The organism is Photobacterium japonica (assembly GCF_050337005.1).
Taxonomy (GTDB): Bacteria; Pseudomonadota; Gammaproteobacteria; order Enterobacterales; family Vibrionaceae; genus Photobacterium; species Photobacterium japonica.
Window position 1 is genome coordinate 43,824 of record NZ_JAKJSN010000018.1, and the last position, 21,754, is coordinate 65,577.

Genomic DNA, 21,754 nt, shown 5'->3' on the forward strand with positions numbered 1-21,754 from the left:
TTCGGGAGAGACAATGCTTCACCGCTGTGTACCACTACTGACTCTGGCTATTCTATCTGGCTGTACGATGACCCCTCAGCAAGAACACGACAAAACTATGCTGGCGATTAACACCATGGAAGATCGGGTCAATTTCCAACTAGCCACTATGATTAAACAAATCGATGATCAACAGTCGTCGATTGGCAACCTCGAAAAAGAGCTCACGACTGTGTCTAAGCAGTTAGTGCAAGCCAACGCAGCCATGCGTTTGGCACAAGCGTCTGTACCACAAAGCAAACCCCAACCGATCCCAGAAGAAACCAATGCCGATCCACGCATCGCACACGGTAAAGTCATTTTGGGTGAGGAAGAATGGGTGTGGCTTGATACTGTGCAGTCCTTCTTCAAGGCACGGGTTGATACTGGCGCGACCACCTCGTCACTGAGCGCCACGGATATCCAAATTTTTGAACGTGACGGCAGAGAATGGGCCCGTTTTCACCTAAACCACACCAATGATGAAGTGCCTGCTGATGCCGGTGTGATTGAAGCACCCATCGTGCGTTGGGTGAAAATCCGTCAAGCCAGCACCGAAGACCCGGTACGCCGTCCTGTGATCGAAATCTGGGTTAAACTCGGTCAATTGCATGAAAAAACGCAATTTACCTTGGCAGATCGCACACAAATGACCTATCCAGTATTATTAGGCCGTGAATTTTTTAAAGACATCGCCCTCGTTGATGTGGGTAAAAAGTTTGTTCAAGGCATGGATGAACAACAGGCACGACAAGTCAAAAAAAACTAATAACAAAATAATGATGAGGATGTCATGACATCAAGAATCCCGTTCTACTTTCTTATTACGCTGCTGGTGATTGTCGGGTCGGCCCTTAGCCTGTACCGCCATGATGTTTACGGCGTGCCTTGGACCCCCGGTGAAGAACGTGCTCTTTGGGAACTCGAAGCCCGCATTGAATTTGATGCCATTGGCGATCCGGTCAAGGTATCCATGGCTGCGCCTGAGACACAGCAAGGGTTTACCCAGATTGATGAAAGTACCTCTTCACCTGGCTACGGTGTCGCACTGATTGACACCAGCAAAGGCCGCCGTGCCGAATGGTCTATCCGTGAAGCCACCGGTAAGCAAATCCTGTATTACAAAACCCAAATGCTGGTCGATAACCAAGCCTCTTACACCCCTGTGCCACCGAAAGGCGACACGGTGGCTGTCAGCTTGGATAACCCGCAGCAAACCGCCGCTAAAGCACTGCTTGATCAAGCCCGCAGTCTCTCTTCTGACAACATCACCTTGACCCGTGAGCTGATCAAACAATTTAACGACCATAACAACCAGAACGCAGCACTGCTGCTCAATAGCCTGAGCCGTGAACAAGCGATCATTAACCTGCTGTCGCTGGAAAAAATCCACGCGCGTATTGTCGGGGGCTTGCAACTGGAAGACGGACGCCGTCGCCAAAGCATCACCCCGATGGTGGAAGTGTGGGATGGCACCCATTGGGTACTTTTTGATCTGCAAACCGGTCAAGAAGGCCAGCCGGACAATGTCCTGATCTGGAACCAGCAAGGTCACTCACTGCTCGACGTGGTCGGCGGCCGTAATTCCAACATCAGTTTCTCGATCATTGCGCAAGATATCACACCACAACAAGCGACCCGTGAGAAAGTCCAAGCCGAAGATCTGCTGAACTTCTCCATCCACAGCTTGCCCGTGGAAGAGCAAGCCATGTTCAAGACCATCATGCTGGTGCCGATTGGTGCGCTGATCGTGGTCTTCTTACGGATCATCATCGGCCTGAAAACCTCCGGTACCTTCATGCCCGTGCTGATCGCTGTGGCCTTCGTACAGACCCAACTGGTGACCGGCGTGCTCGGCTTCTTGCTGATTGTCGGTACGGGTTTGATCATTCGAAGTTACTTGTCGAAACTGAACTTGCTGCTGGTGGCGCGAATATCCGCGGTGATCATCACGGTGATCATGATCATCTCCGTCTTCACCGTGGTGGCGTTTAAGATTGGCTTGGTGGAGGGCTTAAGCATCACCTTCTTCCCAATGATCATCTTGTCATGGACCATTGAGCGTATGTCTATTCTGTGGGAAGAAGAAGGCGCGAAAGAAGTGCTGATCCAAGGGGGCGGCTCGCTCTTAACGGCGATCATTGTTTACCTGGCAATGACCAACCCGCTGGTTCGTCACCTGACGTTCAACTTCATCGGCATACAGCTCATTATCTTGGCTGTGATTCTAATGCTGGGTAACTACACCGGTTACCGCTTGAGTGAACTGCGTCGCTTCAAGCCGCTAACGGAGGATTGATATGTTGTCATTCCTGTCCAGGTTCACCTCCCCCATGAAGCTGCACCAACGCGGCATCATGGGCATGAACAAGCGTAACCACAGCTACATTGGTCGCTACAACAGCCGCCATTTGTTTCCATTGGTTGATGACAAGCTCAAAACAAAGTTGCTTGCCCAACAAGCCGGAGCAACCGTTCCTGACTTGATTGGCGTTATCGGCAGCCAAGTGGATGTGAAAACCATTCACGACATGGTGAAAAACTGGCCGGGCTTTGTGATCAAGCCCGCGCAGGGCTCCGGCGGTAAAGGCATTCTGGTGATCGTCCGCCACAAAGACGGCGTTTACGTGAAGCCGTCAGGCGCTGAGATCAACAAACAAGATGTGGAACGTCACATTACCAATACCTTGGCGGGCTTGTTCTCGCTGGGGGGCAAAAATGACGTGGCCATGGTCGAAAACCTGATCCAATTTGATGATGTGTTCGATGGCTTCAGTTATGAAGGCGTGCCGGATGTGCGTGTGATTGTCTTCAAAGGCTACCCAGTGATGGCGATGATGCGCTGCTCGACGGCGGCCTCTGATGGCAAGGCCAACTTGCACCAAGGCGCGGTCGGGGTCGGTATTGATATCGCCACCGGCAAAGCTATTCGTGCGGTACAGTTTAACCAGCCGATCGAACGTCACCCTGATACGGATCGCTTGCTCAGTGAGTTATCCGTGCCAAACTGGCACAAACTGCTGACGCTGGCATCCAGCGCTTGGGAAATGACCGGACTGGGCTACATGGGTACTGACATGGTACTCGACAAGTCCAAAGGCCCGATGGTACTGGAATTGAACGCCCGTCCGGGTTTAGCCATTCAAATTGCCAACGGGTGTGGCCTGTTACCGCGCCTCCAGCATATTGAACACCTCGGCGTGCCGGCTAAACCGCCGACACCGGAAGAGCGCGTGGCGTATGCGGCCGATCAATTTGGCAGCAAGTCACAGTTCTAATTCCCCCTATCGGTTTTATGACCGTCTTCATGGCTACTTTCAAGCCCCGACCTTTGGTTGGGGCTTTTTCTTATCTGCTCGCCCACCATTACATCGCCGCCGCTTCGGCAGCGCTTTCACATAGCGTCACGCCAGAGAACCGCATAATATAGGTGAGTATCTCTTAGAGGGTCTCTACCCTGCTCACTTTTTTCGTTCAAGGATCCGATCATGTCTCTTCCTCCAAGCTTTGCACAGCCGGTAGATCGCACCAACAGTAACAGCATTAAATGGAATAAATACAAAGACCAAGACATTCTGCCTATGTGGATTGCCGACAGTGACTTTACGGTACCCAGCGCGATTACCGATGCTCTGCATAACCATATTGACCATGGGATCTTTGGCTATGGCTGCGCACCAGTACACCTAACCAATCTGCTAGTTGAGCGCATGGCCCATCGCTACCAATGGCACATTGAGCCAGAATGGATTGTGTATTTACCGGGCTTGGTATGCGGCATTAACCTGAGTGTGCGTGCGACAACCGAGGCTACCGCAGGCGTGTTGTGCCCGACCCCGATTTATCCGCCGTTTAAACAAGCGGTCAAATTGGGCGAACGCACCTATCAGCCCCTGCCGATTGAACTGGATAACCAACGCTGGTTACTGTCGCTAGACGATGACACGGTGACACCAGACAGCCAATTACTGTTGTTCTGTAACCCACTGAATCCGGGTGGCACAGTCTACCGCCGCCATGAATTGGAAGCCGTGTGTCACTTTGCGGAAAAACATGACTTGGTGGTGTGCTCCGATGAAATCCACAGTGATTTGATCTTGGATCCTCAATGTCAGCATATTCCGTTTGCCAGCATCAACGAAGACGCAGCGCAACGCTCAATCACGCTGATCGCCCCAAGCAAAACCTTCAACATTGCCGGTTTGGGCGCGTCAATGGCGATCATTCCCAACCCGACCCTGCGCCGTGCATTCGTGAAAGCCAAAGCTGGCATTGTGCCGGATGTGAATGTGTTGGCGTACACCGCTGCCGAAGCCGCCTATGAACACGGTCAGTCATGGCTGGATGACCAGCTTGAGGTGCTTCGCCAACATAAACAAAAATTAGAAGAAACCATCAACGCCTTGCCGTATTTGACCTTACACCCGATTGAAGGCACGTACTTGGCGTGGATTGATGCCAGTGCGCTACCGGTCACGTCCCCCTTCAAGTTCTTTGAAGAAGCGGGTGTCGGCCTGTCTCCTGGGGCTGATTTTGGTAATCCGCAATTTGTGCGCCTTAATTTCGCGTGTCACACCGACGTGCTGGATGAAGCACTGCGCCGTATTACGCATGCGGTAAGCACATTGGCCAAGCAGCAGGCACCAGCGTAAGCACGAAAAAAATGATGGCTTTGCGCTAAAGAAATGTTTGTTCGAACCGATACGCTTTATACGAAGGCAAAAGGCCATTCGCAAAGCAACGAGATGAACGGGCAAACATGCAGATCCATACCTTAGACAAAGCGCAGCTGATACACGAAGTTCAGCTCGGCAGCCACCTCAGCCATGCGGTTGAAGGCGGACGTCGTGCTGACTTTGCGTTAATGCTTGCCATGCTGTCACCGGATCTACTGGAAACGACCCCGCTCGATACCCCGCCAGCACAGGGGAAAACCGAAAGTGAATTACGTGCATATTTCGAACTGCCACCCGCTGCCCCGTTATCAAGCACAGAACAGTGTTATGAACACGGTGCACAACAAGCCCAAGCCTTCCATGACAGCGGCCTGTCTGATGTGCGTTTGCTAAGCGGCTTGCAGCCAACTGCACTCTCATACCCGCCACAAGGCACGAAAGGTATGCCGGAAGAGCTGTACCACAACCTTTCAGGCCATGAACGTCGCTTGCTGCCACCCACCGAAACCACCCGTGTCCCCGCTTCACCACAAGATCTTTACTTGTCATTGCTGCAGGCCAAGCGTTTCTCTGAAATGTACATCGCCTGATATTGCACGTTCCCCCCGCACAACACCCTCCGCGTTCTAGGCTTTCATCTATAGCCTCACTACAGCCTCTCAATCCATTTATACGCCAAAGAAATACACATGCGCTTTAGGGGTATTTTTATTTCGTGACCGCCTTCATAGCTTTGTCATCACGATCCCGCACGATGATCACAGTTCGCTAACATTTTATAGCGGGCCTTCAGGGAATGGGGGCTTTTTCACAGTTATTCGCGCCACAACCCCGTAGTGTCAGATGAAACAGTAGAAAAATGGGGCCGTTATGGCGATTTTCAGGAGAAAACACCACCGTATGAAGACAGGTATAACACACCGCCTGACACATACCGATTTTCCCCATCACCTCCCTTATGCACGGTACCTGGGCATCACCCTGAAAGGATAAAAAACGTTATGAATATTGCACAATCCGTCATACTCGTTACCGCCGCAGGCAGCCCATTAGGCAAAGCGATTGCCATGCATTTTTCAACACTGGGTGCACAAGTGGCACTGGTGGATCACAACAAACGGGCACTCAACAATACGCTCATGGCATGTCAGGCCATTCAGCCCCATTGTCAGTCTTACCTGATCGACGATCATGATGAGAGTACCATTGCAACGTTAATCACCAATGTTCATCAAACCTTTGGCAAAATTGATGTGCTACTCAACTGCTGGCTCAGTACGCCTTTACCTGCCTTATTGAGCCCGACCTCCGTGGATCAATTCAGCCGATCACTGGCTGACGCCGTGGCGCCGTTTTTCTTGTTTGGCCAACACACCGCCCATTACATGCGACAGCATCACTGTCGTGGCGTGATCATCAACTTGGCGTTAAATGATGATAGCCTGCATCCGTCACTCAATAGCGGATCCAAAGCCATGGTCTCTGGGTTGACCTCCAGCTGGGCCAAAGAACTGGCCGAATTTAATATCCGCGTCGGCGGCGTCGTCCCTTTGACCCGCGATCACGACGAGATGACGGCTCACACGGTGATTAGCTCACCGTTGCAGTACGAAATTGTTCGCAGCGCGGAATACATTGTCGCGAACGATTACTTCAACGGCCGGATGATCGAAGCCGAAGTCAGTTAGTTCCCCCCCTTTCCTCAGTGGTGTAACAACACCCCACCACTGAGGCCTAAGTTTCATCGATCTATCGCGCTGACTTAACACTCTGCTCTCTTCCCTTATCTTTCGCTTTTACTCGATACTCTCTCCTCGGAAACTCACCCCTGTTTTTCTTCGCTCTTCCTCGGCACTCGTCCCTTTAAACTCGCCTCCCTCTTTTCACCAGACGTAAAAAAGCCCGCCAAAGTGGCGGGCTAAATGTTTACAGTGCGCTAGCTAAACAAGGATTATGCTTCAGCTTTATCAGCTTTCTTTGCTTTTGCAGGCTTAGCAACTTCAACAGGCTCAGACTTCTTGATCACTGTTGTACCTTCGAACGTTTCACCTTCAACGTAAGCATTACCGTAGTAAGCCGCTGTTAGTACGTCTTTCAGCTCGCTGATCAATGGGTAGCGTGGGTTAGCACCTGTACACTGGTCATCAAACGCTTCAACAGACAAGGTATCCACTTTCGCTAGGAAGTCTGCTTCTGGTACGCCAGCCGCTTGGATAGACATAGGAATGTCTAGTGCCACTTTCAGCTCGTCCAACCATGTTAGTAGACGCTCAATCTTCTCAGCAGTGCGGTCACCCGCTTGAGACAGACCTAGGTGGTCAGCCACTTCTGCGTAACGACGACGTGCTTGAGGGCTCGCGTACTGAGAGAATGCCGTTTGCTTAGTTGGGTTATCATTCGCGTTGTAACGTACAACGTTAGAAATCAATAGTGCGTTCGCCAAACCGTGTGGAATGTGGAACTCTGCACCCAACTTGTGCGCCATTGAGTGACATACACCCAAGAAGGCATTAGCAAACGCGATACCCGCGATAGTTGCTGCGTTGTGTACTTTCTCACGTGCGATTGGGTCGTTTGCACCGTTCGCGTAGCTTGAAGGTAGGTATTCTTTAAGCATCTTAAGCGCTTGAAGTGCCTGACCGTCAGAGTATTCGTTCGCAAGAACAGATACGTAAGCTTCTAGTGCGTGTGTTACTGCATCGTAACCACCGAAAGCAGTCAGTGACTTAGGCATGTTCATCACAAGGTTCGCATCAACGATAGCCATGTGAGGTGTTAGCTCGTAGTCAGCCAGTGGGTATTTTGCACCGGTCTTGTCGTCAGTAACAACCGCAAACGGTGTCACTTCAGAACCTGTACCTGATGTGGTTGTAATACAAACAAGCTCAGCTTTCTTACCCATTTTAGGGAACTTGTAGATACGCTTACGGATGTCCATAAAGCGCATTGCTAGTTCTTCGAAATGCGTTTCTGGGTGCTCGTACATTACCCACATGATCTTCGCCGCATCCATTGGAGAACCGCCACCTAGTGCTAGGATAACGTCTGGCTGGAAGCTCTTCATTGCTTCTGCGCCTTTCTCAACAACAGATAGCGTTGGATCCGCTTCTACGTCGAAGAATGTTTGTACTTCAATGCCTTGTGCTTTCAGTAGTGAAACCACTTCGTCTGCATAACCGTTGTTGAATAGGAAACGGTCAGTCACAAGGAATGCACGCTTCTTACCTTCTAGGTCGCTTAGCGCGATTGGAAGGCTACCACGACGGAAGTAGATAGATTTTGGTAGTTTGTGCCACAACATATTCTCTGCTCGCTTCGCTACTGTCTTCTTGTTGATAAGGTGCTTAGGACCTACGTTCTCAGAGATAGAGTTACCACCCCATGAGCCACAACCAAGAGTTAGAGAAGGTGCAACGTTGAAGTTGTAAAGGTCACCGATACCACCGTGTGTGGTTGGGATGTTTACAAGAATACGTGCAGTTTTTAGCTTGTCACCGAAGTAACGGATACGATCTGCGTTCACGTCTTGGTTAGTGTATAGGCCAGAGGTGTGACCGATACCGCCAATCTCAACCATGGTTACTGCTTGGTCTACGGCGTTTTCAAAAGAAGACGCGCGGAACATACCCAATGTTGGAGACAGTTTTTCGTGAGCGAATTCATCTTCGTACTTCACTTCAACACCTTCACCGATAAGGATCTTGGTGTTAGCTGGTACTTTAACGCCTGCCATTTCAGCAATCTTAGTTGCTGGCTGGCCAACGATGTCTGCGTTTAGTGCACCGTTGATAAGCAGAATTTTACGTACTTTGTCCGCTTCAGCAGCCGTCAATACATAACCGTTGTGAGAAGCAAAACGTGCTTTCACTTCTTCATACACTTCATCCATAACGATAACTGCTTGCTCAGAAGCACAAACAACACCGTTATCGAATGTTTTAGACATCAGTACAGAAGCGACTGCACGCTTAACGTCTGCGGTTTCATCAATAACAACTGGTACGTTACCCGCACCAACACCGATAGCAGGTTTACCTGAAGAGTAAGCCGCTTTCACCATGCCTGGACCGCCAGTCGCAAGGATCAGGTTGATGTCATCGTGCTTCATCAGCGCGTTAGAGAGTTCTACAGATGGTTGGTCAATCCAACCGATGATGTCTTTTGGTGCGCCTGCCGCAACGGCTGCATCAAGAACAAGCTTCGCTGCGTCGTTCGTTGAGTTTTTCGCACGTGGGTGTGGAGAGAAGATGATCGCGTTACGCGTTTTTAGCGAGATAAGAGATTTGAAGATCGCTGTAGATGTTGGGTTCGTTGTTGGAACGATACCACAGATGATACCTACAGGTTCTGCGATGGTCATGGTGCCGAACTCTTCGTTCTCTTCCAAGATACCGCATGTTTTTTCGTCTTTGTATTTGTTGTAGATAAATTCTGAAGCGAAGTGGTTTTTGATAACCTTATCTTCAACAATACCCATACCTGATTCAGCAACAGCTTGTTGAGCTAGAGGAATACGCGCATTGTTTGCTGCAAGAGAAGCCGCACGGAAGATCTTATCAACTTGCTCTTGTGAGTAAGTTGCAAACTCTTTCTGAGCCGCTTTTACACGTGCAATCATTGCATCTAGTTCAGCTACATTAGTAACAGCCATAGTTAACTCCTAACTTAATATTGAAAACTTTTTAGTAAGGATACGTTTTACATCCTTTGAGCTACCTGGGCGCATCCAATGCAAACAACTCGGTAACACACATTCTTAGTAAATTGCTTTCAAAACTGATTATATTCTTTCACACCGCGAAAAAAATTGATTTGGATCACTTTCGGCCATTGATACATCGATTTTGTAAAAACAAGAGCTAAATCATACAAAAACACGCCTAGCCATGGTTGCTTTGTGAGCTTGGTGTTTTTATTGCGCTCAAATAATGTAATTCAGCGCTGCATCAACAGTTCCATTTTACGTAATAAACCTACATAAACGATCACAATTAATGCTCAATGAGACATAAATCACAGTTATTTTTTTGCCCTCGCCGAATAGTACATCGCCGTGTAGCACAATATATACCCCATAGAGGGTACGTGAAAATCTCGACTTTTTACAGTCAAGCAACAAGTAATTCATAAATAACTTTGAATATCCGGTTCTGGGGCTATTTTTAATTGCCCTACTTCAATCATTTAGATTAAAATATCGCCGATCAACAGTCATGCATGCGGATCCACTGTTGAGTAGGGATACTTTCTTTCGTGCTTTCTCATCATCAGACAGTCTATTTATGCCATCACTTGAACTTGCCATCTTCTTGCAGTTTTTTGTCGGCTTGATCGCCGCCGTGAACCCTATCGGCATCATGCCGATCTTTGTTTCGCTCACCAGTCACATGAGCCCAGAAGAGCGGAATAAAACCGCCCTGACAGCCAATATCGGTGTGGCCGTGATCTTAACCGTCTCACTCTTAGCCGGACAAATGCTGCTGGATATGTTCAGCATTTCGCTCGATTCATTCCGCGTCGCTGGTGGGTTACTTCTATTGACCATCGCGTTTTCAATGATGAGCGGTAAGCTGGGGGAAGATAAACAGAATAAAGAAGAGCGATCAGAATCAATCAGCCGTGAACAAATCGGTGTGGTGCCACTGGCCATGCCCCTCATGGCGGGGCCGGGTGCCATCAGTTCCACGATCGTGTATGGCTCTCGCCACCCCGATATGGCCAGTACGGTCGGCATTGCCCTGACCATCGTGCTGTTTGCCACCAGCTGTTGGCTGCTGTTTCGCGCCGCCCCATTAATCGTTCGCGTGCTCGGGCAAACCGGGATCAACGTCATTACCCGTATCATGGGTCTGATTTTGGCGGCATTAGGTATTGAGTTTATTGCTAACGGCTTGCGCGCCCTTTTCCCTGGGCTGGCATAGCCCCTTTGATGGCCTCGCGCTATCAGTAACAGAACGTGAGCCTCCTGACAGACACCCCAACTCAGCCGCATCCCGTGGCTGGTTTTCTTTTTGTTGCGCTCGTTTTCCCATCATCTTGTGCCATTAGTCTGAGAATCCACGCGATATCCTTGCATATCACCTTGCTTGCATTGTTCCTCTCGTCAATCCTTTATATGCTATGGCGCTTCAATTTCGACGTCGCGTATACATTTTGACTTCGCGCATAACAGGGGAAAGGCAAACCAGTGGTAACACTTACCCGCAAGCAGCGGCTTTATCAGATCATTTTCGGCACCCAAACCAAAGCCGGACAATATTTTGACATCATCCTGATCGGTGCGATCCTAAGCTCAGAGTTGATCCTGATCTTATCTTCGGTACAAACCGTCGAATCCCAATACAGCACCCTGCTGACCGTGCTGGAATGGACCTTCACCCTGCTGTTTACCATCGAGTATGTCGTGCGTTTGTATTGCTCCCCGAAACCGTGGGCCTATGCCAAAAGCTTCTATGGCATGATTGATTTGATTGCCGTGCTACCCAGCTATTTGGCTTTCTTGCTACCCGGTTCCAATTATCTGCTGATCGTGCGTCTGGTGCGTGTCATGCGGATTTTCCGTATTTTGAAGCTGGCGCGCTTTCTGAAAGACTCCAATATCCTGCTGCGATCATTGAAAATGGCACAGCGAAAGATTTTGGTCTTTTTCAGTACCGTCGCCATTCTCGTCACGGTATTAGGCTCACTGCTGTATATCATTGAAGGACCGAATAATGGCTTCACCAGTATTCCTATCAGTATTTACTGGGCGATTGTGACGATCACGACGGTAGGGTACGGTGACATTGTGCCGCAAACCGATTTAGGGAAAGCACTGGCCTCTTTAACCATGCTGTTGGGTTACTCCATTTTGGCCGTACCCACCGGGATCATTACCGCGGAACTCAGCCAAGAAATGAAAACCCAGCGAGAGTTTATTCGTTGCATGAACTGTTCCACCAGCGGCCATGAGGCGGATGCCAAGTACTGCCGCAACTGCGGTACTGAACTGCCCGAGCATTTATAACAGACATAAAAAAACCGGCGTATTCAACGCCGGTTTTTTATTTGAGCTTTTTTATTTGAGCTGTTATGGCTCGCGCTTTCGCGATGGCTTACTTACGACGCCACGTTGTGCCTTGCGGGCCATCTTCTAGGATGATACCCATCGCCAGCAACTTATCACGCGCGTCATCAGCCGCAGCCCAATCTTTCGCCGCTCGTGCATCTAAACGCTGTTGAATCAACGCTTCGATTTCCTCCACGTCTTCTGCATCAGCCGTACTTTGCAAGAACGCTTCTGGTTCTTGTGAAAGCAGACCAAGGATATCAGCCAACTCACGCATACGCGCACCCAATGCCGATGCAGTTGCCAAGTCATCATTCTTTAGGCGGTTAATTTCACGCGCCATGTCAAACAATGCCGAGTACGCTTCAGGGGTGTTGAAGTCATCATTCATAGCAGCAGTAAAGCGCGTGATGAACTCATCGCCACCGGTTGCTGCCACGTTGGTGTCCAAACCGCGCAGTGAGGTGTACAGACGCTCAAGCGCAGAACGGGCTTGCTTAAGGTTATCTTCGCTGTAGTTCAGCTGGCTACGGTAGTGGCCTGACATCAGGAAGTAACGAACCGTTTCTGCATCGTAGTGCGCCAATACGTCACGGATAGTGAAGAAGTTACCCAATGACTTGGACATCTTTTCACGATCAACCATCACCATGCCACTGTGCATCCACGTGTTCACGTACTGTGAACCGGTTGCACAGCATGACTGGGCAATTTCGTTCTCGTGGTGCGGGAACTGAAGATCCGAGCCGCCACCGTGGATGTCAAAGTGATCACCCAAAATCGCTGAGTTCATCGCAGAACATTCAATGTGCCAGCCTGGACGACCTGGCCCCCATGGTGATTCCCATGTTGGTTCACCCGGCTTAGACATTTTCCACAACACGAAGTCCAGTGGGCTGCGTTTGGCCATGTCGATATCAACACGTGCGCCAGCCTGAAGCTGATCCAAATCTTGCTTAGACAGTTTGCCGTATTCGTCAAACTTGCTCACTTCAAACATCACGTCGCCGTTGCTGGCTACATACGCAAAGCCACGTTCGATCAAACGCTCACACATGGTGATGATTTCAGCGATGTAATCGGTCGCGCGCGGTTCGATGTCTGGGCGCTTCATGCCAAGCGCATCGAAATCAGCGTGCATTTCACCGATCAAACGGGCTGTCAGTGAATCACAGCTTTCGCCGTTTTCTGCCGCGCGTTTAATGATCTTGTCATCGATATCGGTAATATTACGTACAAACGTCAAATCGTAACCGGCATAGCGCAAGTAGCGGGATACCACGTCAAACGATACGAAGGTACGACCGTGACCGATGTGACACAAATCGTAAATGGTAACCCCACAGACATACATGCCTACTTTACCAGGCTGGATGGGTTTGAATGCCTCTTTCTGTTTTGTCAGTGAGTTATAGATCTTCAACATGTCTCTTAGATACTCATTTTCTGGGGTTACGATATAAGAAAGTCATTATACCCAAGCCACTTCAAGATGCCAGTTTCAGTGAGAATATATTGGTCACGGATTACACCGCGACAGCCCGTATTACAGCGTGATCATCTATAGTTAGATCAATCGTTCCAAGCCGTGAAGCGAGGCACGCTTTCACCATTCCGTCACGCTGATTATTTCATCGATTTCGGCGGTAAAAGGGGTTACTCAGCAGTTAATATTGACGGCTAAGACCAGTAAGATAGAATCCAACGTTTATAGCAATAAACATCCATTTAAAGGACAAGCTCATGGTAACGCTTCACACGACTTTTGGTGACATCAAAATCCAACTTAATACAGAACAAGCACCTGTAACTTGTGAAAACTTCCTGCAGTACTGCCGTGACGGTTTTTACAACGGCACAATCTTCCACCGTGTAATCGACGGTTTCATGGTTCAAGGTGGCGGCATGGCATCTGGCATGGAAGAAAAAGAATCTCGTGCACCGATCAAGAACGAAGCGAACAACGGCCTAAGCAACAAAGTGGGTACACTGGCAATGGCACGTACAATGGAGCCGCATTCAGCAAGCTCTCAGTTCTTCATCAACGTGAACGACAACAAATTCCTAGACTTCAAATCAGAGACGCCTGATGGTTGGGGCTACTGTGTATTCGCAGAAGTGGTTGAAGGTATGGACGTTGTGAACAAGATCAAAGCGGTTTCAACGGGCAACTGGGGTTACGTACACCAAGATGTACCTGTTGAAGAAGTGCTTATCAACAGCGTAACTATCGAAGCATAAGTCTTCATAAGGGGCGGCCAGAGTGTCGCCCCTTTTTTCCTATGACCACACTCTTTATTGCAGATTTGCACCTCAGTGCCGAACGCACTGACATTACCGACTGTTTCCTGCATTTCATGGCACACGACACACAAGGGATTGATGCCCTCTATGTGTTGGGTGATTTATTTGAAATGTGGATCGGTGACGACGATGACTCTCCTTTCCACCAGCAGATCAAGCAGGCCTTTCGCCAGCTGACTGACCGTGGGATCCCATGCTATTTCATTCACGGCAATCGCGACTTTCTTGTGGGCAAGCGATTCAGCCGCGAAACCGGCGTGCAGCTCTTACCTGAGCACACCGTGATTGATCTTTATGGCACCCCAACACTGGTGCTGCATGGTGACACCTTATGCACCCTGGATGAAGCCTATCAACAGTACCGTAAAAAAGTGCATAACCGTTTCATTCAATGGTTGTTCTTCCGATTGCCATTACGCACTCGCCAGAACATTGGCCAGAAAATGCGTGGCAACAGCCATAAAAATAATCGCGCCAAAAGCCAAAGCATCATGGATGTCACGCCCGATGAAGTGCTTGCGAAGATGACCGAATATGGTGTGCATCAGATGATCCACGGTCACACTCACCGTCCTGATGTGCATCACGTGTCTCTTCACGGTCAACCCGCCACACGCACCGTGCTGGGTGATTGGTATGATCATGGCTCAGTCTTGGTGTGCAACCCTTCGGGCAATGTACTGGAAACCCGTGATTTCACCGCGCCCGAGACCACGCCACACACTGCGCATTCACCGGCCTAATGGTACCCATGCACGAATTGCGAGCATAACCCCTCAGCAAGACAACGGGAAACCCAATCGTCAGACATAAAAAAGGTACGCCATGCGTACCTTTTTTTTTCACCGGTGCTGTATTACCGAAGCTTTCTCAATCGTTGTTGATCACGGGTACGTTATGACTCTGAACCCGACAAGATCGGTGACGCAGCCTCAGCCTCTTTCGCAGCCAGCGCTTGTGGTCGCTCTTGACGCCAAGAACGGTACATCGTCAATGAGGTATACAACACCACCCCAATCACCAACCACGCCAACACATGCATATCCAGTGACTTCACCAAGTACGCCGCAATCACCACACCAATCGGGCCCGTAATCGCGACCACCAGCGCAGCACGGCTATTAATGCGGTTACGCACAATAAAGCCCCCGGCCGAGAAGAAACTTAGGAAGGCACACGAACACATCATGATCGGGAAGGCCGCCAATGGGTGCATGCCCAGCAGGTACACCATGGTCATACACGGTGCATACAAGCCAATGCCCACCGTCATCAAGGCGCCAAACAAGAAGTTACCGGCAATCGCAATCGCCAACTTCCAGCCCGTCAACCCTAACGCCATGCCCCCCAACGGTAACAGCTTGAGCTGCCCCGCCAACATCATGCCAGCAATCGCCAGTAACGCGCCACACATGACGATACGGATCAACTGCCGGTCCCAACTTGAGACTAAACGGGCACCAAAGGTTGCCCCTAAGCACGCCGCAATTACCATGCTGACAAGGGTTGTTGGATCCACATCTACCGCAGTCAAAAAGATCAGTGATTGAAACACCGTTGCCATCACCGCTTGGCAATTTAACGTACCCGGTAATAGCTGATCATCAATCAGTTTAAATTGTTTATACCCTGCAGTTTTAATAGCAAAGCTGCCGATACCCAAGGTATCGCAGAAATTCGCCACCCCGCCGATAAGACCGATTGGGAGGATTTTGGTTTGTGCTTCCTGCTTACGATTTCTACGCCATGCCATCAGTAGCATGATCATAAAAACGCATCCACCTACAAGCAATCCCGCTTGTATGACTGTGAATACTGTCATGAGTTACACATTATTTTGCGAAAGGAAAGGAATTATCTATTAAGATTAAGGCTCATTCTATGCGTCAAGTCAGAGCGATACGGCGTAATCAGCATCCGTATTGACCCGCAATGACTGTAAGAAGCATGGGTATCATACCGATTTTGGCGGGCCACTGGCAAATATACGGCCATTTCAACAATATTACCGACCGCGAGTTTTGCCTCTTTTATGCATTCATACCTTGCCAGACAACCCATTCTCAACCGAAAAAAAGAAACTATCGGCTACGAACTGCTGTTTCGTGATGGCCCGAATAATGCTTTTCCCGGTGTCGAAGCCGAACACGCTACCCACCGCCTACTGACCGATAACTTCCTTGGCGGAAACTCGTTGCATGTTGCTGCCGGTAAAAAAGCCTTTATCAATTTCCCCTATAGCAGCCTGATCAAGCGCACGCCGCTGATGTTTGCCAAAGAAAGCTTCATCATTGAAATTCTCGAATCGTGTGAACCGGATGATGCCTTGCTTGATGCGGTAATGGAACTGCATCACCTCGGTTACACGTTGGCGCTGGATGATTTCATTCCCTCACCGCCGTGGAACCGCTTTTTGCCGTATATCCACATTATTAAGTTTGATATACGTGCTATTCCCATCAGCCGCGCTGGCTTTTTCATTCGCCATCACCGCGAAAAAGGCAGCCCTTTACGGTTTCTGGCCGAAAAAGTCGAAAGCCATGCTGAGTTTATGGCGGCCAGAGATGCGGGATTCGATTGGTTTCAGGGCTACTTTTTCAGTCGCCCGGAATTGCTGCGACAAAAAACCTTGTCGCCTTCGGCCCTGACCATATTGCGCTTGTATCAAGCCATCAGTCAGCCTGAACTGGATCTCTGCCACATCGAGCAGCTCATCACGAACGATGTGTCACTGTCTTACAAGCTGTTACGCCACGTCAATAACATCACCGCACCACGCGCCAAGTCGATGTCGTCGTTCAAACAAGCCTTAGCCTTCATGGGCGAGACCCAGTTACGCCGCTTTGTCACCTTTGTCGCCACCTCACAAGCGACCGAAGATAAACCGCTGTCGCTCTATCTGCTGTCACTGCAACGCGCCCGTTTCTGTGAATACCTCAGTCAGCACATCACGCCAAAAGTTAGTGCGAACCAAGCATTTCTTACCGGTTTATTTTCTTTACTGGAATCCATGCTGGATCAGCCCATTGACGTGATCATCGAACAATTAGCATTGAATAAAGCCATCCGCCATGCACTGATCGCCCAACACGGTGAACTGGGGTTATTACTGCAATTGGCGATCGCCTATGACAATGCCGATTGGCCGCGCATACGCCAACTCAGCCAGATTTTGCATGTCGCTGAATCTGTCGTTGCAGAACAGTATCTAGAGTCATTAAAATGGGCGACTCATCATGAACAACACAATACCGAGTAAACCATGACCCAACGTCATTCGTCGTGCCCGTGCGGAAACAAACGCCCACTGGCAGAATGCTGCCAACCGATCCACCAAAATCCAACCCTTGCAACACACCCTGAGCAACTGATGCGTGCACGCTACAGCGCCCATGTGTTGGGATTGGTGGATTTTGTCGTGAAAACATATCACCCAAGCTGCGAAGCCGAACAACACCGCGATGCCATCGCAGAATCAGTGAATACCAAATGGCTCGGCCTTGACGTGATCAACAGCGAAATCGCCGACAATGGCGAAGGATTTGTTGAGTTTCAAGCGTTCTACCGTGACGGTAAAGAAGAATACTGCCTGCACGAGCGTTCTCGCTTTTTGCAGGAAGACGTGAATGGCGAAGCACAATGGTTCTACCTTGACGGGGAATACCCTGAGCCGGAAGAGCCAGAAGTGCTGACGCCAGCCGTGAGTGACAAAATTGGCCGTAACGACCCGTGCGTGTGTGGCAGCGGTAAAAAATACAAGAAGTGTTGCGGCTAACGACATCCATCGTCAGGTACGTTTACCCTGATCGTCTCTTGCTCCACAGGCCGCTGGCGTGTGGAGCCTCTTACACCCGATGGACACAACCGCTATATACGCAACAGCACAAACCTCGGCACGTTCGTGGGATAGTTACTATTTCCCTCTAGTGATGCCGCCCAGAAAAAGTCCTCGTCATCCCGCCTCCCCCAAACAACTCCCTCCTCTTCTCAAACAACAATAGCCGTTAACAAACAGCCTATTTCTGTTTTTTTTACGTGGTACATGAAAGCAAAAATCGGTGGGTGTGCGGCGTGACACCCACAATATGCACAGACCAACAACACACGCATGATGAAATTTAATATTTCCGTAAAATACCTGTTGCAAAACACCCCTAGCTTAGTTAGTGTGAATATCAAGCACAGCGTTAATAAAGATTTAGACAGAGTACATAATTATGCGTATCGACATGGTAAACCTACACCACCATCATCATCCTGATTAGTCTTTCGGGAGGATACGCCTCACTCTGGAAGACACCCATCACTCTTCCAGCGGTCAGATAAGCACTCAGCATTCAAGACCCTCGGGAGAGACATTTTCCGAGGGTTTTTCCGTTTTTACGCGCAGCCATTTTCGCTACACCATTTTCCGTTCACAGGGATGACAGGGATCAGAATTATGCAAACACAACGACTACGTATTGCCATTCAAAAAAAGGGACGCTTGAGCAAAGAATGCCAAGAGCTACTAAAACGCTGTGGCGTGAAGTTCAATATGGTCGGGGAACGCCTCGTCGTTCACGCTGAAAACATGCCGATTGATTTACTGCTGGTCCGTGATGACGACATTCCCGGCTTGATCATGGATGGCGTGGTGGATTTAGGCGTGATCGGCGAAAACGAGCTGGAAGAAGTCGCCCTTGAGCGTATCGCCCGTGGTGAGCCGGCCAACTATGAAAAACTGCGTCGCCTCGATTTCGGCGGCTGCCGCCTCTCGATTGCGATCAACAAAGGCGCGACCTACAACGGCCCACAAGATCTGCAAGGCCAGCGCATTGCCACCACGTACCCACAATTAGTGAAACGTTATATGGATGAGCAAGGCGTACAATTCAGTACCTGTATGCTGAACGGCTCGGTTGAAGTCGCTCCCCGTGCTGGTTTGGCCGATGCCATTTGTGATCTCGTTTCTACCGGGGCCACGCTAGAAGCCAATGGCCTGAAAGAAGCAGAAGTGATTTTGCGCTCGAAAGCGGTGCTGATCCAACGTACCGGTGACTTCTGCTACGACAAGCAAGCCCTGATCAATCGCCTGCTGACCCGTATGCAAGGGGTGATCCAAGCCAAAGAATCCAAATACATCATGCTGCATGCCCCAACAGACCGCCTTGAGCAAATCAAAGATTTGCTGCCGGGTGCCGAAGATCCAACGGTACTGCCACTGTCTCAAGACAAAAACCGTGTCGCTATCCATTTAGTCAGCTCTGAAAATCTGTTCTGGGAAACCATGGAGCAACTCAAAGAGTTGGGTGCCAGCTCCATCCTTGTGCTGCCAATTGAAAAAATGATGGAGTAAGCGATGAAAACTGTTGTCTGGCAATCACTGAGCGAAACACAGCAAAACAGCGTGTTAGAACGCCCTGCGATCACAGAAGGCGCAAACATTACCGCGGCGGTGTCATCGGTCATCGCTCAAGTACAAACCGACGGCGATGCGGCACTGAAAGCGCTCACGGCAAAATTCGACAACGTGGCACTCAATAACCTGCGCGTGTCGGAAGAGGCCATTGTGGCTGCGTCTGGTCGTTTAACGGACACCATGAAGCAAGCCCTTCAAGCGGCTTACAACAACATCAGCACTTTCCATGAGGCGCAACGTCCGGCGGCCATTCGTGTGGAAACCCAACCGGGTGTGGTCTGTGAGCAAGTCACCCGCCCTATCAATGCGGTCGGGCTATACATTCCCGGTGGCAGTGCGCCGTTGCCGTCAACGGTATTGATGTTGGGTGTACCCGCGAAAATTGCAGGCTGTGCACGTGCTATTCTGTGTTCGCCACCACCGATTGCCGATGAAATTCTTTATGTCGCCCAACTGTGTGGCATTGAAGAGGTCTACCAACTGGGTGGCGCCCAAGCGGTCGCGGCCATGGCGTATGGCACCGAAAGCATCACGAAAGTGGACAAAATCTTTGGCCCGGGCAATGCCTACGTGACTGAAGCCAAACGCCAGATCAGCAATGACTTCCGCGGTGCCGCTATTGATATGCCAGCGGGTCCATCCGAAGTGTTAGTGATTGCCGACAGCAGTGCCGATCCCGATTTCATCGCCGCCGATTTACTGAGCCAAGCCGAACACGGCCCGGATTCACAGGTCGTGTTAGTGACACCCGATCCTGCGTTGGCAGACCGTGTCGCCGATGCCATTCACAGCCAATTACTGCAACTCAGCCGCGCCGACATTGCCCGTCAGGCACTGGGGGCCAGCATTTTGATTGTGGCGGATTCCATTGCAGAATGTGTCGCGATTTCTAACCGTTACGGCCCCGAGCACCTGATCGTCCAAACGGACAACCCGCGTGCCCTGCTGCCTGAATTGGATAACGCAGGTTCCATTTTCCTTGGCAAGTGGTCACCCGAGTCCGTGGGGGATTATGCCTCTGGCACCAACCACGTACTGCCAACCTACGGGTATACCCGTACCTATTCGAGTCTGGGCTTGGCGGATTTCTCCAAGCGCATGACCGTACAAGAATTAAGTTGTGATGGCTTACTGGCGATTGCGCCAGTGGTTGAAGCCATTGCCGATGCCGAAGGGCTTGATGCCCACAAACGTGCCGTCACCCTCCGAGTTGAGAAGTTAAAGGAGCTGTAATGAGCCAGAATATTGAAGCATTGGCCCGTAAAACGGTCAGAGAAATGACCCCGTACATGTCAGCCCGCCGTCTGGGCGGTTGTGGGGACATTTGGCTCAATGCGAACGAATCCCCGTTCATGAACGAGTACACCATCAAGAGTGACCGTCTCAACCGCTACAGCACGTGTCAGCCGGATACCCTAATTGGCGCCTACGCCAGTTATGCCGGTGTTGACCGCGACTATGTACTGACGTCACGCGGTGCCGACGAAGGCATTGAACTGTTAGTGCGTGCATTCTGTGAGCCCAATAAAGACGCTATTCTGTACTGCCCACCGACGTATGGCATGTACGCGATCAGTGCACAAACGTTTGATGTGGCCGCCAAGCAAGTGCCGTTAACGGCAGATTGGCAGCTGGATTTAGACGCCATTGCCGCCCACCTCGATGACGTGAAACTGGTGTTTGTCTGCAGCCCGAATAACCCGACCGGCAATCTGCTCAAGCGTGATGACATTGAAGCACTGTTAACCCTGACAGCCGACCGTGCCTTAGTGGTAGTCGATGAAGCCTACATCGATTTTTGCATGGATGCTTCCGTGGTGGACTTGCTCAATCAATACCCGAATTTAGTGATCCTCCGTACGCTGTCTAAAGCCTTTGCGCTGGCCGGTCTGCGTTGCGGCTTCACCCTCGCCCACCCGATTGTCATCGAGCTACTGCTGAAAGTGATCGCGCCGTATCCGGTGCCGGTACCAGTGGCGGACATTGCCGTCGAAGCCTTGTCGCCAGCCGGTTTAGCACGCACCAAATTCCAAGTCCTTGATCTCAGTGCCAACCGCGCTTACCTGCAAGCCGGTTTGGGCATGTTACCGGGGGTCGAGGTCTTTGACGGTTACGGCAACTACCTGTTAGTGAAATTTCCTGACAGCGAAGGCCTGTTTAACGCCCTGTGGGAAAACGGCATCATTTTACGCCGTAGCCCAATCGAAGGCTGCATCCGCATCAGTGTCGGTAGCCGTGATGAGTGCGAAAAAACCCTCGCCTTCATTCGTCAACAACTCGCGTAATCGCGCACAATAAGGAAAGCCA

18 protein-coding genes and 1 other annotated feature are annotated in these 21,754 nt (G+C 50.3%); of the genes, 15 read left to right on the top strand and 3 right to left on the bottom strand.

From position 1 onward, the window contains the following. Positions 1-13: 13 nt before the first annotated feature. The 6 genes from L4C36_RS08130 (at position 14) to L4C36_RS08155 (ending at position 6,382) form a co-directional block, all read left to right on the top strand. The gene (locus tag L4C36_RS08130) at positions 14-787 is read left to right on the top strand and encodes an ATP-dependent zinc protease family protein (RefSeq protein ID WP_428477295.1); all 774 of its coding nucleotides are present in this window, start codon (positions 14-16) and stop codon (positions 785-787) included. A gap of 24 nt (positions 788-811) precedes the next feature. Next, positions 812-2,317, top strand: coding sequence for an inactive transglutaminase family protein (locus L4C36_RS08135; RefSeq protein WP_428477296.1), 1,506 nt, complete (start codon positions 812-814; stop codon positions 2,315-2,317). Position 2,318: 1 nt separating this feature from the next. Continuing rightward, complete coding sequence (locus L4C36_RS08140) at positions 2,319-3,296, top strand: alpha-L-glutamate ligase-like protein (protein ID WP_428477297.1); 978 nt, start codon at positions 2,319-2,321, stop codon at positions 3,294-3,296. Between the two features lie 210 nt (positions 3,297-3,506). Next, positions 3,507-4,670 carry a MalY/PatB family protein gene (locus L4C36_RS08145; protein WP_428477298.1) on the top strand — a complete coding sequence of 388 codons (1,164 nt, stop codon included), beginning with the start codon at positions 3,507-3,509 and terminating at the stop codon, positions 4,668-4,670. Between the two features lie 107 nt (positions 4,671-4,777). After that, on the top strand, positions 4,778-5,284 hold the full coding sequence (locus tag L4C36_RS08150) for a VC2046/SO_2500 family protein (protein ID WP_428477299.1): 507 nt from the start codon (positions 4,778-4,780) through the stop codon (positions 5,282-5,284). A 411-nt stretch (positions 5,285-5,695) separates the two neighbouring features. Beyond that, entirely contained in the window at positions 5,696-6,382 is a 687-nt protein-coding gene (locus L4C36_RS08155) for an SDR family oxidoreductase (protein WP_428477300.1), read from the top strand. Positions 6,383-6,645: 263 nt separating this feature from the next. Here L4C36_RS08155 and adhE read toward each other — a convergent pair whose 3' ends face one another. After that, the gene (gene adhE, locus L4C36_RS08160; RefSeq protein WP_428477301.1) at positions 6,646-9,345 is read right to left on the bottom strand and encodes a bifunctional acetaldehyde-CoA/alcohol dehydrogenase; all 2,700 of its coding nucleotides are present in this window, start codon (positions 9,343-9,345) and stop codon (positions 6,646-6,648) included. 631 nt (positions 9,346-9,976) lie between these two features. Between adhE and L4C36_RS08165 the strand changes: the two genes are divergently transcribed. Both L4C36_RS08165 and L4C36_RS08170 read left to right on the top strand, forming a co-directional pair. After that, positions 9,977-10,615: a YchE family NAAT transporter gene (locus L4C36_RS08165; RefSeq protein ID WP_428477302.1), complete on the top strand. Its 639-nt coding sequence runs from the start codon at positions 9,977-9,979 to the stop codon at positions 10,613-10,615. A gap of 266 nt (positions 10,616-10,881) precedes the next feature. Next, the gene (locus tag L4C36_RS08170) at positions 10,882-11,700 is read left to right on the top strand and encodes an ion transporter (protein ID WP_428477303.1); all 819 of its coding nucleotides are present in this window, start codon (positions 10,882-10,884) and stop codon (positions 11,698-11,700) included. Positions 11,701-11,788: 88 nt separating this feature from the next. Here the strand turns inward: L4C36_RS08170 and cysS are convergent, their stop codons facing one another. Next, entirely contained in the window at positions 11,789-13,168 is a 1,380-nt protein-coding gene (gene cysS / locus L4C36_RS08175; protein WP_428477304.1) for a cysteine--tRNA ligase, read from the bottom strand. A gap of 317 nt (positions 13,169-13,485) precedes the next feature. Between cysS and L4C36_RS08180 the strand changes: the two genes are divergently transcribed. Together L4C36_RS08180 and lpxH are read left to right on the top strand one after the other, a co-directional pair. Beyond that, on the top strand, positions 13,486-13,983 hold the full coding sequence (locus tag L4C36_RS08180) for a peptidylprolyl isomerase (RefSeq protein WP_428477305.1): 498 nt from the start codon (positions 13,486-13,488) through the stop codon (positions 13,981-13,983). A gap of 41 nt (positions 13,984-14,024) precedes the next feature. Next, complete coding sequence (lpxH, locus tag L4C36_RS08185; protein ID WP_428477306.1) at positions 14,025-14,789, top strand: UDP-2,3-diacylglucosamine diphosphatase; 765 nt, start codon at positions 14,025-14,027, stop codon at positions 14,787-14,789. 152 nt (positions 14,790-14,941) lie between these two features. Here the strand turns inward: lpxH and L4C36_RS08190 are convergent, their stop codons facing one another. Next, positions 14,942-15,868, bottom strand: coding sequence for a sulfite exporter TauE/SafE family protein (locus L4C36_RS08190; protein WP_428477307.1), 927 nt, complete (start codon positions 15,866-15,868; stop codon positions 14,942-14,944). A 210-nt stretch (positions 15,869-16,078) separates the two neighbouring features. Between L4C36_RS08190 and L4C36_RS08195 the strand changes: the two genes are divergently transcribed. The 5 genes from L4C36_RS08195 (at position 16,079) to hisC (ending at position 21,732) form a co-directional block, all read left to right on the top strand. Then, complete coding sequence (locus tag L4C36_RS08195; protein ID WP_428477308.1) at positions 16,079-17,305, top strand: EAL and HDOD domain-containing protein; 1,227 nt, start codon at positions 16,079-16,081, stop codon at positions 17,303-17,305. A 3-nt stretch (positions 17,306-17,308) separates the two neighbouring features. Further along, a complete protein-coding gene (locus L4C36_RS08200; protein WP_428477309.1) occupies positions 17,309-17,821 on the top strand; it encodes a YchJ family metal-binding protein in 513 nt (170 codons plus the stop codon). A 465-nt stretch (positions 17,822-18,286) separates the two neighbouring features. Further along, positions 18,287-18,424: a sequence feature (His leader region), on the top strand. A gap of 63 nt (positions 18,425-18,487) precedes the next feature. Next, positions 18,488-19,384 (top strand): ATP phosphoribosyltransferase, encoded by an 897-nt coding sequence (gene hisG, locus L4C36_RS08205; RefSeq protein WP_428477310.1) that lies wholly within the window; start codon positions 18,488-18,490, stop codon positions 19,382-19,384. Between the two features lie 3 nt (positions 19,385-19,387). Further along, the gene (gene hisD, locus L4C36_RS08210; RefSeq protein WP_428477311.1) at positions 19,388-20,680 is read left to right on the top strand and encodes a histidinol dehydrogenase; all 1,293 of its coding nucleotides are present in this window, start codon (positions 19,388-19,390) and stop codon (positions 20,678-20,680) included. Positions 20,681-20,691: 11 nt separating this feature from the next. Beyond that, positions 20,692-21,732, top strand: a complete 1,041-nt coding sequence (hisC, locus tag L4C36_RS08215; protein ID WP_428477358.1) for a histidinol-phosphate transaminase — start codon at positions 20,692-20,694, stop codon at positions 21,730-21,732. The last annotated feature ends 22 nt before the right edge of the window (positions 21,733-21,754 follow it).

Coding starts and splice junctions, on each gene's coding strand:
- L4C36_RS08130 (WP_428477295.1), top strand. CDS start 14: ATGCTTCACCGCTGTGTACCACTACTGACTCTGGCTATTCTATCTGGC.
- L4C36_RS08135 (WP_428477296.1), top strand. CDS start 812: ATGACATCAAGAATCCCGTTCTACTTTCTTATTACGCTGCTGGTGATT.
- L4C36_RS08140 (WP_428477297.1), top strand. CDS start 2,319: ATGTTGTCATTCCTGTCCAGGTTCACCTCCCCCATGAAGCTGCACCAA.
- L4C36_RS08145 (WP_428477298.1), top strand. CDS start 3,507: ATGTCTCTTCCTCCAAGCTTTGCACAGCCGGTAGATCGCACCAACAGT.
- L4C36_RS08150 (WP_428477299.1), top strand. CDS start 4,778: ATGCAGATCCATACCTTAGACAAAGCGCAGCTGATACACGAAGTTCAG.
- L4C36_RS08155 (WP_428477300.1), top strand. CDS start 5,696: ATGAATATTGCACAATCCGTCATACTCGTTACCGCCGCAGGCAGCCCA.
- adhE (WP_428477301.1), bottom strand. CDS start 9,345: ATGGCTGTTACTAATGTAGCTGAACTAGATGCAATGATTGCACGTGTA.
- L4C36_RS08165 (WP_428477302.1), top strand. CDS start 9,977: ATGCCATCACTTGAACTTGCCATCTTCTTGCAGTTTTTTGTCGGCTTG.
- cysS (WP_428477304.1), bottom strand. CDS start 13,168: ATGTTGAAGATCTATAACTCACTGACAAAACAGAAAGAGGCATTCAAA.
- L4C36_RS08180 (WP_428477305.1), top strand. CDS start 13,486: ATGGTAACGCTTCACACGACTTTTGGTGACATCAAAATCCAACTTAAT.
- lpxH (WP_428477306.1), top strand. CDS start 14,025: ATGACCACACTCTTTATTGCAGATTTGCACCTCAGTGCCGAACGCACT.
- L4C36_RS08190 (WP_428477307.1), bottom strand. CDS start 15,868: ATGACAGTATTCACAGTCATACAAGCGGGATTGCTTGTAGGTGGATGC.
- L4C36_RS08195 (WP_428477308.1), top strand. CDS start 16,079: ATGCATTCATACCTTGCCAGACAACCCATTCTCAACCGAAAAAAAGAA.
- L4C36_RS08200 (WP_428477309.1), top strand. CDS start 17,309: ATGACCCAACGTCATTCGTCGTGCCCGTGCGGAAACAAACGCCCACTG.
- hisG (WP_428477310.1), top strand. CDS start 18,488: ATGCAAACACAACGACTACGTATTGCCATTCAAAAAAAGGGACGCTTG.
- hisD (WP_428477311.1), top strand. CDS start 19,388: ATGAAAACTGTTGTCTGGCAATCACTGAGCGAAACACAGCAAAACAGC.